The organism is uncultured Aquincola sp., assembly GCF_964001545.1.
Classification (GTDB): Bacteria; Pseudomonadota; Gammaproteobacteria; order Burkholderiales; family Burkholderiaceae_C; genus Aquincola.
The window spans coordinates 1-11,597 of sequence record NZ_CAXFDV010000693.1 but is presented as its reverse complement, the minus strand read 5'-3'; the positions used below and the strand labels follow the sequence as shown (position 1 = coordinate 11,597).

Sequence of the window (11,597 nt, the reverse complement as noted above, 5' to 3'; positions counted from 1 at the left end):
TGGCGCCCAGCACCGAGGCCGTGCGCGCCGACCAGGCGCCCGGGCCCAGCAGCGACATGGCGCCCGCAGTCACCCAATAGAACAGCGGCGGCTTGTGGAAGAACGGCATGCCGTTGAGCATGGGCGTGAGCCAGTCGCCCGAGCGCATCATTTCCCAGGCCACGCCCACGTAGCGGCCCTCGTCAGGCAGCATCAGCGGCCGGCACCATGCGGTGGCCACCAGCCATGCGAAGGTGAGCACCGCCACCAGGGCCACCTCGGCGCCGGCGCCGCGCACGCCGGCCGAGGGCAGCGGTTTGTGGGCAGTGGTCATCGGGGGTCGCCTTCCAGGCCGCGACCCAGGCGGCGCTTGACCACGTACAGCGGCCGCGCCTTGACTTCTTCGTACACGCGGCCGACGTACTCGCCCACCACGCCCAGCGACACCAGCTGGATGCCGGCGAACAGCATCAGGCTCACGACGATGGTGGTCCAGCCGCTCACCCGGTGGCCATAGACGAAGTAGCTGCCGGTGAGAAACGCACCATAGGCAAAGGCGGCCAACGCCAGCAGCATGCCGGCCAGGCTCACGGCCCGCAGCGGCCAGGTGGTGAAGGAGGTGAGCCCATCCATCGCCAGCGCTGCCAGCCGCAGCGCGCTGAAGTGGCTGCGGCCATGGGCGCGTGCATCGGGCGTGTAGGGCACGGCCACCGCCTCGAAGCCCACCCAGGCGTACAGCCCCTTGAGGAAGCGCTTGCGCTCGGGCAGCGCCAGCAGCGCGTCCACCACGGCGCGGTCCATCAGCCGGAAATCGCCCGCGCCTTCAGGCACCTGGAAGCGGCTGGCGCCGTTCATCAGCGCATAAAAGCCGCGCACGCCCAGGCGCTTGAACCAGGTTTCGTCGTCGCGGCCCTGGCGCACCGCATACACCACGTCGGCGCCGGCGCGCCAGTGGCGCATGAAGGTCTCCAGCATCGCCACCGGGTGCTGCAGGTCGGCGTCCATCGCGATGACGATGTCGCCGCCCGCGGCCTGCATGCCGGCGGTCAGCGCTGCTTCCTTGCCAAAGTTGCGCGACAGCTGCACCAGCCGCACCGGGCCGGCCAGCGTCCACGAAGCGGCGCGGTCGGCGGTGCCGTCGCTGCTGCCATCGTCCACCAGCACGATCTCCCATTGCGGCGACAGCTGGCCCAGCGCGGCCATCAGGCGGGGCAGCAGCTCGGCCAGGTTCTCGGCCTCGTTGTGGCAGGGCACCACGCAGGACACCGAAGGCACCGCGGGACGTGATCGGCCCAGTTGCGGCGCCATGCGTTCGGCCGGGGCGACGGGCGGGTTGCCCGGTCGGGCGGGGGCCGCCGACGCATCCAGGCCGGGGGCGGTGAGAACGTGCAGCAGAGGCTCCATGGTGGCCTCCTCCGGGGCGAGCTGATCCAGCCGGACAGTGTGCGCAGGGCAGCTTAGGCCTGGCTTAAGCCCGCCGCGACGGTCGCCAGCGGGTCATCAGCACGCGTGGCATAATTGCAACTCCCAAAGGACTTGCCGGCCCGGCCGGTGATTTCTTGTCAGTCAGTCCGCCAGCCGCCACCTCTTGTCACCCGCGGTGCCCTGGAAATCGCCCGCTTCGGCCTCACGGCTCTGATCCGGCCCCCCGTTCCTCCTCGCCCCCTTACAAGCACATGGCCAAAGACGCAGTTAAGACCACCATCGACGCCAACGGGCTGCGTTATCGCAGCAAGGCATCGGGCTCGCCGTTCGCCTCCACCGGCGTTTTCAGCGCGGCCACGATGTCGTGTTTCCTGTGCGGCAAGCACCGCACCCGCTCTTCGCTGAAGTCGCGCCGCTTCCTCGGCAAGACCCAGTTCGTCTGCGCGCCTTCGTGCAAGGAAGCCGAGGCGGGCATCGCCCCCAACGCCGCGGCCACCACCGCCGCGCCGGCAGCCACGCCGGCCGACACCACCACGCCCGAGACCGGCAACAACAACGGCTGACCGCCCGCGGCGCTTGCGCCGCCTGCAGCCGACCGACGCCGCCCGCGCCCCAGCGCCGGCGGCGTCGTCGTTTCCGGGCCTGTTGTTGTCGGTTCTGGCCTGGCTCAGCGTGCCCGCGTCTTCTTGGCTGCGGCCGGTGCCGCGGCAGCGCTTTGCTTCAGCGCATCCGACATGCCGATCAGCACGCCGCTGACCATGGCCGCATAGTTCTGCGCAAAGGCCTGCGCGGCCTTGACGCTGGCGGCGCGGCTGTCGCGCATCGCGGTCTGCATCTGCTCGGTCAGGCCCTGCAGCGTTTGCGCCGCCTGCGTGCCGGTGTGGGTGCCGCCCGCCTGCAGCTTGCCCAGCACCTGCGCCCAGGGCGCGGCCATCTGCTCGCTGGCGCCGTCCACCGACTTGGCGATGGCCTTGAACATCGTGTCCTCGAGCTTCTCCAGCGTCTCGACGGCCTTTTTCATGCTGCTGTCCTGCAGCGAGACGCCCTGGTCGATGAACTGCTGCATGGCCACGCGGTTGGCGTCCACGGCCTTGAGCAGCGCATCGTCCATGCCGCTGACAGCCTGCGACAGCAGCTGCTCCACGTCCACCTCGGGCATGGCATTGCGGGCAGCGCCGGCACTGACCGCCTGGGCAACGCCCTTGAGCGTGGCGCGGATGTTCTGCAGCGTGAGTTCACGGCCCTGCAAGGCCTTGAGCGTGGCGTCGTACACCGCCTTGCGGGCCTGCTCGCCCTGCTGGGCGCCGGCATCGGCAAGGGTCTGGATCAGGGCTTCCTGGTCGAACGGCATCTTGGCCATGTGTTTGTCTCCTGCGGCTGAGGTGGGGATCGGTACGCCCCCACGTTATGCCGGCCCCGCATGGGCCAGCCTCAGCGAAAACCCTTCAATCGGCCACCGCTTGTTGCACCGCCTCGCCGATCACCACCGCCGAGGTGAGCCCCGGCGATTCGATGCCGAAGAGGTTCACCAGCCCCGGCACGCCATGCTGCGCCGGGCCCTGCAGCATGAAGTCGTGGGCCGGCTCGCCAGCAGCCTGGATCTTGGGCCGCACGCCGCTGTAGGCCGGCTGCAGCGCGCCGTCGGGCAGGGCCGGCCAGTAGCGGCGGATCTCGGCATAAAAGCCGTCGCTGCGGCGGGGGTCGACGCGGTAGTCGATCGGCGCATCGTCGGGCAGCCATTCGGTGTCGGGGCCGAAGCGGGCCTGTCCGCCCAGGTCCAGCGTCAGGTGCACGCCCAGGCCGGCGGCTTCGGGCACCGGGTAGATCAGGCGCGAGAACGGCGCCGCGCCGGCCAGCGAGAAGTAGCTGCCCTTGCAGTAATGGGCCGGCGGCAACCGAGCCGGGTCCAGCCCCTCGATGCGCGCGGCCACCGCAGGTGCGGCCAGGCCGGCGCTGTTGACCACCACACGGGCCCGCAAGCGCATCGGCTGCTCGCCGCCCACGTCCAGCTCGATGCCTTGCGGCGTGATGCGGCCAGCGAGCACCGGGCTGTGGAAGGCCAGCATCGCGCCATGGTCCTCGGCCTCGCCGCGCAGGGCCAGCATCAAGCCATGGCTGTCGACGATGCCGGTGGACGGTGAATGCAAGGCGGCCGTGGCCTGCAGCGCCGGCTCCATCGCGCGGGCGGCCGCGCCGCTGACCAGCACGGCATCGTCCACGCCATTGGCCTGGGCCTGGCTCAGCAGCTTGTGCAGGTAGTCTTCCTGCCCGGGCTGGGTGGCCACCACCAGCTTGCCGCAGCGGCGGTGGGCAATGCCACGCTCGGCACAGTAGGCGTAGAGCCGCTCGCGCCCTTGCACACACCACTGCGCCTTGAGCGAGCCCGGCGGGTAGTACAGCCCGGCATGGATCACTTCGCTGTTGCGGGCGCTGGTGACGGTGCCGATGGCGTCCAGTGCTTCCAGCACCACTACTTCATGCCCCGCGCGGGCCAGTGCGCGCGCGGCCGCCAGGCCCACCACGCCGGCGCCGATGACCACGGCGCCTACCTGTTCGATGTCATTCATCGCCACATCATCGGGCAAGCCGGCAATAGCCAGCCCACTGTGAGTCAGGCTGCGGCGCGAGCCGCACCGCCCAGGCCCAGGTAGGCCTCGACGATGCGCGGGTCGTGGGCCAGCGTGCGGGCCTCGCCTTCGATGGCCACGGCGCCCATCTCCAGCACATAGGCACGATCGGCCACCTGCAGCGCGGCGCGGGCGTTCTGCTCCACCAGCAGCACCGAGACGCCCAGGGTGCGCAGCCGCGCCACCACCAGCAGCACCTCGCGCACGATCAGCGGCGCCAGGCCCAGCGAAGGCTCGTCCAGCATCAGCAGCTTGGGCCGGGCCATCAGCGCGCGGCCGATGGCCAGCATCTGCCGCTCACCGCCCGACAGCGTGGCCGCCAGCTGGGCGCGGCGTTCCTTCAGCCGCGGGAAGATCTCGAACACCTCCTGCATGCGTGCGGCCTGGTCGCGCTGGCCGCGGCGCCACTGGGCAAAGCCACCCAGCAGCAGGTTGTCTTCCACGCTCATCTCGCCGAACAGCTCGCGCTTTTCGGGCACCAGGCCCACGCCGCGGGCCACCATGGCTTCCACCGTGGGGCGCTGGATGGGCTGGCCGTTGAACTGCAGCTGCCCTTGCGAAGGCAGCAGGCCCATGGCCGCGCTGAGCAGCGTGGTCTTGCCCGCGCCGTTGGGGCCGATGACGGTGACGATCTCGCCTTCGCGCACGTCCAGGTTGACCTGGTGCAGCGCCTCCACGGGGCCGTAGGAGACGCAGAAGTCGCGCAGTTTCAGCAAGGGTTCGCTCATGCCGCCGCCTTCTCGGCCAGCGCAGCGCCGGCCAGGTCGTCGGCGCCGCCCAGGTAGGCCTCCAGCACCTTGGGGTCGCGCTGCACCTGCGCGGGCGTGCCATGGGAGATCACCTGCCCGAAGTCGAGCACGGTGATGCGGTCGGCCAGGTTCATCACGAACTCCATGTCATGTTCGACGATCAGGATGCACAGCCCTTCCTGCCGCAGCTGCGACAGCAGTTCGGCCAGCTGGTGCTTTTCCTTGTGGCGCAGCCCGGCGGCGGGCTCGTCCAGCAGCAGCACGCAGGGCGCGCCGGCCAGCGCGCGGGCGATCTCGACGATGCGCTGCGCGCCCAGCGGCAGCGAGCCGGCGGCGTCGTTCATGTAGGCGCCCAGGCCGCAACGCTCGATCTGGCGGCGCGCCTCGGCCAGCAGCGCGGCTTCTTCGGCGCGGTCCAGCCGCAGCATGGCCGCGAACCAGCCCTTGCGGCCCCGGCGGTGGGCGCCCAGGGCCACGTTGTCCAGCACGCTGCGTTCCTTCAGCAGGCGCACATGCTGGAAGGTGCGGCCCATGCCACGGGCGGCGAAGGCGCGCGAAGGCTGGCCCACCATCGGCATGTCCATCAGCCGCACCTCGCCTTCGGTGGGATCGTCCACGCCCGAGATCATGTTGAAGAAGGTGCTCTTGCCCGCGCCGTTGGGGCCGATGAGCGCATGCACCTCGCCCGCGCGCACGTCCAGCGCCACCTTGTGGTTGGCCACCAGCCCGCCGAAGCGCTTGGTGACTTCACGCGCGGCCAGCAGCGTCGTGCCGCGCGGCGGCAACGCGGGCTGCGGCAGCGCCGCGGCATCTGGGCCGGTGACCGCGGCCGGTTGCGCCTTCAAACCTGGCAGCAGCCGCGCCGCGAGCGACGACAGCGTGGGCCACAGGCCGTCGGCATAACGCTGCAGCACCAGCAGCATCAGCAGGCCGAACACCACCACCTCGAACTGGCCGCTGGCGCCCAGCAGGCGGGGCAGCCAGTCCTGCAGCTGTTCCTTCATCAGCGTGATGAGGGCCGCGCCCAGCACCGCGCCCCACAGGTGGCCGGCGCCGCCGACCACGGCCATGAACAGGTACTCGATGCCGATGTGGAGGTTGAACGGCGTGGGATTGATGAAGCGCTGCTGGTGCGCATACAGCCAGCCCGACAGCGCCGCCAGCAGCGCCGCCAGCACGAACACCTGCAGGCGGTAGCGGCCGGTGTCGATGCCCATCGACTCGGCCATCACCCGGCCGCTCTTGAGCGAGCGGATGGCGCGGCCCTCACGGCTGTCCAGCAGGTTGGACAGCGCCCACAGCGCCAGCAGCACCACGGCCCAGATGAGCACGCCCAGCGGGCGGGGCGTGACCAGCGACAGCGAGCCCAGCTCGATCGGCGGGATGCCGCCCATGCCGGTGTGGCCGCCCAGGAACTCGAGGTTGCCGAACAGGAAGTACAGGCTCAGGCCCCAGGCGATGGTGCCCAGCGGCAGGTAGTGGCCCGACAGGCGCAGCGTGACCGCGCCCAGCACCCAGGCCACGCCGCCGGCCACGGCCAGGCCCAGCAGCAGGCCCAGCCAGGGCAGCAGCGGCGAGCCGGCCAGGCCCAGCAGCTGCGCGCCGGCCGTGCCCAGCCAGCCGGTGGCATAAGCCGCCAGGCCCACGAAGGCAGCCTGGCCAAAGGAGGTCATGCCGGCCACACCGGTCATCATCACCAGGCCGATGGCCACCAGTGCATAGAGGCCGATGTTGTTGACCAGGGTGACCTGGAACTCGGGCAGCAGTGCCAGCCCCAGCGCCAGCAGCCCCACGAACACGAGCGGCAACAGGCGACGCATCACTCGTCCTCCTCGACATGGCGCGTGCGCAGCGAACGCCACCACAGCACCGGAATGATCAGCGTGAAGACGATGACCTCCTTGAAAGCACTCGCCCAGAACGACGAGAAGGCCTCCAGCAAGCCCACCAGCAGTGCCCCCACCACCGCCAGCGGATAGCTGGCCAGCGCGCCGATGATGGCGGCCACGAAGCCCTTGAGGCCGATCAAGAAGCCGGTGTCGTAGTACACGGTGGTGATCGGCGCGATGAGCAGGCCCGAGATGGCGCCGATGAGCGCCGCCAGCGCGAAGCTGAAGTCGCCCGCCAGCTCGGTGGGAATGCCCATCAGCCGCGCGCCGGTGCGATTGATGGCGGTGGCACGCAGCGCCTTGCCGACGATGCTGCGCTCGAAGAACAGGTACATGCCCAGCATCAGCAGCGCGGCCACGCCCACCACCACCAGCGACTGGCCGGTGAGCGGAATGCCGCCGAGGTCCAAGCGCAGCTCGGAGAAGGCCGGCGTGCGTGAACCTTCAGCGCCGAAGAACAGCAGGCCCAGGCCCACCAGCACACCGTGCAGCGCCACCGAGACGATGAGCAGCATCAGCACCGTGGCATTGGCCAGCGGCCGGTAGGCGGTGCGGTACAGCAAGGGGCCCAGCGGCGTGACGATGAGCAGCGTGAGCACGGTTTGCGCAGCCAGGCCCGTGGGCCGGGCCAGCAGCGACCACACCGCGGCGATGCCGGGCAGCACCACCGCCCACAGCAGCGTGCTGCCCCACTCCACCGGCCGGCCGCGGGCGGCGCGCCAGCCTTCCATGGCCAGCATCGCCAGCCCCAGGCCGACGCCCAGCCACAGCGTGGGCGGTGTCTTGCCCAGCTGCAGCGCGGCCATCGACAGCGCACCAAAGGCCACCAGCTCGCCCTGAGGGATGAAGATCACGCGGGTGACCGAAAACACGAGCACCAGCGTCAAGGCCAACAACCCGTAGATGGCACCGTTGACGATGCCGTCCTGGCCCAGCATCAGGGCAATCTGGAAGTCCATGGGTCAGATCACTCGCTCAAGAACTTCCACGTGCCGTTGCTGATCGTGACCATCACACGGCCACGCTGGTCCAGGCCCGCATGGTCGGTGGGCGACATGTTGAACACGCCGTGGGCGCCGGGCAGGTCCTTCACCTGTTCCAGCGCGTCGCGCAGCGCGGCGCGGAAGGCCGGCGTGCCGGGTTGGGCCTTCTTCAGCGCCTCGGTGGCGGCGGCCTGCATCAGCAGGCCGGCGTCCCAGGCGTGGCCGCCGAAGGTGGACACCGAGCCCTTGCCGAACTTGGCCTCGTAGGCGGTGACGTAGTCGGTGGCGCTCTTCTTGACCGGGTGGCCGGCCGGCAGCTGCGAAGCCACCAGCATCGGGCCGGCGGGCAGCAGCGTGCCTTCCACGTCCTTGCCGCCCACGCGCAGGAAGTCGTTGTTGGCCACGCCATGGGTCTGGTAGATCTTGCCGGCGAAGCCGCGCTCCTTCAGTGCCTTCTGCGGCAGCGCGGCGGGCGTGCCCGAGCCGGCGATCAGGATGGCGTCAGGACGCGCCGACACCAGCTTGAGCACCTGGCCGGTGACCGAGGTGTCGCTGCGGTTGTAGCGCTCGGTGGCCACCAGGTTCAGCTGCTTGATGCCCGCGGCCTTCTGGAACTCCTGCAACCAGCCTTCGCCGTAGGCATCGGCAAAGCCGATGAAGCCGACCGACTTCACGCCGTTGGCCGCCATGTGCTGGGCGATGGCCACGGCCATCATGATGTCGTTCTGCGGGGTCTTGAACACCCACTTGCGCTTGGGGTCGCTCAGCGGCTCGACGATGCGGGCCGAGGCCGCCATCGAGATCATCGGCGTGCTGCTCTCGGCGGCCACGTCGATCATCGCCAGCGAGTTGGGCGTGACGGTGGAGCCCAGCAGCACGTCCACCTTGTGCTCGGTGATCAGCTTGCGCGCATTGGTCACGGCGGTGGTGGTGTCCGAGGCATCGTCCAGCACGATGTAGGTCACCTTCTGGTTGCCGATCTGCTTGGGCATCAGCTCGATGGTGTTCTTCTCGGGGATGCCCAGCGAAGCGGCCGGCCCGGTGGCCGAGACGGTGACGCCGACGGTGATGTCGGCCTGCGCGGCCAGGCCGGCCAGGGCCAGCGCGCCGGCCACGAGCGTGTGCTTGAAATACTTCATCGTGCTGTCTCCTTGGGATGGATGGTGGAACGCGGAACACGTGGCGCTGGCTGCGGTGCATGGACCGCATGCAGGCCACCGAAGAACAGGTCGGCCACCAGCGGGGCCATGGCCTCGTGGTTGAGCACGCCGTCGGGCTTGAGCCAGGTGAACATCCAGTTGATCATGCCGAACAGCAGCATGGTCAGCGGCTTGTCCAGCTGCTGTTGGGCCAGGGCCGGCCGCACCTCCACCAGCGTGCGGGCAAAGGCCTGCACCACGCGGCGCTGGCCGTCCAGCACCTGCTGGTGCGCCTCGGGGTCGAGGAACTTCACGTCCTCGGTCAGCACCCGGTGCTGGTTCTGGGCGCTGGCGTACTCCTGCACGAAGCGGCTGATCAGCAGGCGCAGCCGCTGCTCGGCCGGCAGCGCCATCGCGCCCACCTCGGCCACCAGCGCCTCCAGCCGGCCGACGTGGCCCTGCGCGATCTGCGCCAGCAGCTCGGACTTGTCGCGCATGTAGTGGTACAGCGTGGCCTTGGACACGCCGCAGGCCGCAGCCACCTGGTTCATGCTGGTGCCCGGGTAGCCCTGGTGCGCGAACAAGGCCGCCGCCTGCGCCAGGATGTGCTCGCGCTGGTCGTCGTAGGTGGCGGCTCGGGTGCGGGCCATCGGTCAGCGCGCGCGGCGGTCGATCACGCGGCGGGCCTTGCCCACCAGCGTGCGTTCGATGCTGCCCGGCAGCCCGACGTTGACACGGGTGCTGACGCCGATCAGCGTCTTGATGCGCTGCTGCAGCTGGCGGGCCACGGTCTGGCAGTTGGCCTCCGAGGCATCGGCCTCGGGCAGCATCTCGCAGCGCACTTCCACTTCGTCGAGCGTGCCTTCGCGGGTGATCACCAGCTGGTACTGGCCGCCCAGCTGGCCATGGGCCAGCACCAGTTCTTCCACCTGGGTGGGGAACAGGTTGACGCCGCGGATGATCAGCATGTCGTCGCTGCGGCCGACGATCTTGCCCATGCGGCGCATGCTGCGCGCGGTAGGCGGCAGCAGCCGCGTCAGGTCGCGGGTGCGGTAGCGGATGACGGGCAGCGCTTCCTTGCTGAGGGTAGTGAACACCAGCTCGCCCTCGCTGCCGTCGGGCAGCACTTCGCCGGTCTCCGGGTCGATGATCTCGGGGTAGAAGTGGTCTTCCCAGATCACCGGGCCGTCCTGCGTTTCCACGCATTCGCTGGCCACGCCGGGGCCCATGACTTCGGACAGGCCGTAGATGTCCACCGCCGCCAGGCCGGCGCTGGTCTCGATGTCGCGGCGCATCGCTTCGGTCCAGGGCTCGGCACCGAAGATGCCCACCTTCAGCGAGCTGGCCGCCGGGTCCAGGCCCTGGCGCTTCATCTCTTCCACGATCACCTGCATGTAGCTGGGCGTGACCATGATGATGTCGGGTTGGAAGTCGGTGATCAGCTGCACCTGCTTCTCGGTCTGGCCACCGCTCATCGGCACCACGGTGCAACCGAGCCGCTCGGCACCGTAATGCGCGCCCAGCCCGCCGGTGAACAGGCCGTAGCCATAGGCGATGTGCACCATGTCGCCAGCCCGGCCACCGGCCGCGCGGATGCTGCGGGCCACCAGGTCGGCCCAGGTGTCGATGTCGCGCTGGGTGTAGCCCACCACGGTGGGTTTGCCCGTGGTGCCGGACGAGGCATGCACCCGCACCACCTGCTCACGCGGCACCGCGAACATGCCGAAGGGGTAGTGGTCGCGCAGGTCCTTCTTGGTGGTGAAGGGGAACTTGGCCAGGTCGGCCAGCGTGCGGCAGTCGGACGGGTGCACACCCTTGGCATCGAAAGCCGCCTTGTAGTGCGGCACATGGTCGTAGGCATGCTGCAGCGTGGCCTTCAGCCGCTGCACTTGCAGCGACTGCAGTTCGTCGGCGCTGGCGGTTTCGATCGGCTCCAGGTCACCGGGGGCGGGCTTCATCACGGGCATGCTTGAACTCCTGGGCCGCGCCGCGGCGGCCGACTGTGCGCAAAGAAACGGGAAGACGGGCCTCAGCCGGCCACGGCCGGCTTGCCGCGCACGGTGTACGAGCGGCCACGGAACAGGGCCAGACGCTCGCCGCGCTGGTTGCTCAACTCCACGTCGTACACGCCGGTGCGGCCGGCCTTGGCCTGTTCGGTGCAGCGGGCGGTGAGCACGTCGCCCAGGCGCGCCGGTGCCACGATGTCGATGGCAAAGCCCGAGGCCACCGTGAGTTCGTTGTAGGCGTTGCAGGCGAAAGCAAAGGCTGAATCGCACAGCGTGGTCATCAGCCCGCCATGGCAGATGTCGTGGCCGTTCAACATGTCGTCGCGCACCGTCATCGTGACCGTGGCGGTGCCCGGGCCGATCGCGGTAACCTCCATGCCCAGCGCACGAGAGGCCCGGTCGTTGCGCAGCATCCCGTCACGCACGAATTCGGCCGTCTGTTGCGCGTTGCGCTCGGCGGCCGACGATGAAGGGAACGTAGTTGCTGGGGCCATGGGCTTGAATTGATATACCGACCGGTCGGTGAATTTTAGGGAGGGGTGGTGCCGCACGGAAGCCCGATTCCCTGCGGACAAACCCGAGGCGGCGGGCCACGGTCCGTCATATGCATGACGCAATCTCGCCCCCCTGCCGCGACACTGCGGCGCTGCGACGCCTGTGAGGAGAACCTGCTTGAAGACGCATGCCATGGATGCAAGCACGCTGGCCGACGTGGCCGAGGCGCTGCCCCCGCCCGCCATTGCCGATGTCGATGCCGATGAAGACCACCCCGAGCTGCCCTGGCGCGCGCGCGGCCGCCT

11 protein-coding genes and 1 pseudogene are annotated in these 11,597 nt (G+C 69.6%); 1 reads left to right on the top strand and 11 read right to left on the bottom strand.

Annotation, left to right across the window (positions count from 1 at the left end; all coding sequences use genetic code 11):
• Both ABNT58_RS24380 and ABNT58_RS24375 read right to left on the bottom strand, forming a co-directional pair.
• A pseudogene (locus tag ABNT58_RS24380) lies at positions 1-313 on the bottom strand (glycosyltransferase family 39 protein); the annotation flags it as partial.
• Complete coding sequence (locus ABNT58_RS24375) at positions 310-1,287, bottom strand: glycosyltransferase family 2 protein (RefSeq protein ID WP_348755985.1); 978 nt, start codon at positions 1,285-1,287, stop codon at positions 310-312. The pseudogene ABNT58_RS24380 and the gene ABNT58_RS24375, both read right to left, overlap by 4 nt.
• Before the next feature lie 368 nt (positions 1,288-1,655).
• Here ABNT58_RS24375 and ABNT58_RS24370 point away from each other — a divergent pair, with 368 nt between their 5' ends.
• Positions 1,656-1,967, top strand: a complete 312-nt coding sequence (locus ABNT58_RS24370) for a hypothetical protein (protein WP_348755984.1) — start codon at positions 1,656-1,658, stop codon at positions 1,965-1,967.
• Positions 1,968-2,071: 104 nt separating this feature from the next.
• Here the strand turns inward: ABNT58_RS24370 and ABNT58_RS24365 are convergent, their stop codons facing one another.
• The 9 genes from ABNT58_RS24365 to paaI form a co-directional block, all read right to left on the bottom strand.
• Positions 2,072-2,764, bottom strand: coding sequence for a DUF6781 family protein (locus tag ABNT58_RS24365; protein WP_348755983.1), 693 nt, complete (start codon positions 2,762-2,764; stop codon positions 2,072-2,074).
• An 85-nt stretch (positions 2,765-2,849) separates the two neighbouring features.
• Positions 2,850-3,971, bottom strand: a complete 1,122-nt coding sequence (locus ABNT58_RS24360; protein ID WP_348755982.1) for an NAD(P)/FAD-dependent oxidoreductase — start codon at positions 3,969-3,971, stop codon at positions 2,850-2,852.
• Positions 3,972-4,015: 44 nt separating this feature from the next.
• Positions 4,016-4,759 carry an ABC transporter ATP-binding protein gene (locus tag ABNT58_RS24355; RefSeq protein ID WP_348755981.1) on the bottom strand — a complete coding sequence of 248 codons (744 nt, stop codon included), beginning with the start codon at positions 4,757-4,759 and terminating at the stop codon, positions 4,016-4,018.
• A complete protein-coding gene (locus ABNT58_RS24350; RefSeq protein WP_348755980.1) occupies positions 4,756-6,600 on the bottom strand; it encodes a branched-chain amino acid ABC transporter ATP-binding protein/permease in 1,845 nt (614 codons plus the stop codon). The genes ABNT58_RS24355 and ABNT58_RS24350 overlap by 4 nt, the downstream gene beginning before the upstream one ends.
• Positions 6,600-7,628: a branched-chain amino acid ABC transporter permease gene (locus ABNT58_RS24345; RefSeq protein WP_348755979.1), complete on the bottom strand. Its 1,029-nt coding sequence runs from the start codon at positions 7,626-7,628 to the stop codon at positions 6,600-6,602. The genes ABNT58_RS24350 and ABNT58_RS24345 overlap by 1 nt, the downstream gene beginning before the upstream one ends.
• A gap of 8 nt (positions 7,629-7,636) precedes the next feature.
• Positions 7,637-8,791: an ABC transporter substrate-binding protein gene (locus ABNT58_RS24340; protein ID WP_348755978.1), complete on the bottom strand. Its 1,155-nt coding sequence runs from the start codon at positions 8,789-8,791 to the stop codon at positions 7,637-7,639.
• Positions 8,788-9,441: a TetR/AcrR family transcriptional regulator gene (locus ABNT58_RS24335; protein ID WP_348755977.1), complete on the bottom strand. Its 654-nt coding sequence runs from the start codon at positions 9,439-9,441 to the stop codon at positions 8,788-8,790. Before ABNT58_RS24335 ends, ABNT58_RS24340 begins: the two co-directional genes overlap by 4 nt.
• 3 nt (positions 9,442-9,444) lie before the next feature.
• A complete protein-coding gene (paaK, locus tag ABNT58_RS24330) occupies positions 9,445-10,758 on the bottom strand; it encodes a phenylacetate--CoA ligase PaaK (RefSeq protein WP_348755976.1) in 1,314 nt (437 codons plus the stop codon).
• A gap of 62 nt (positions 10,759-10,820) precedes the next feature.
• A complete protein-coding gene (gene paaI / locus ABNT58_RS24325) occupies positions 10,821-11,291 on the bottom strand; it encodes a hydroxyphenylacetyl-CoA thioesterase PaaI (RefSeq protein WP_348755975.1) in 471 nt (156 codons plus the stop codon).
• Positions 11,292-11,597 lie beyond the last annotated feature (306 nt).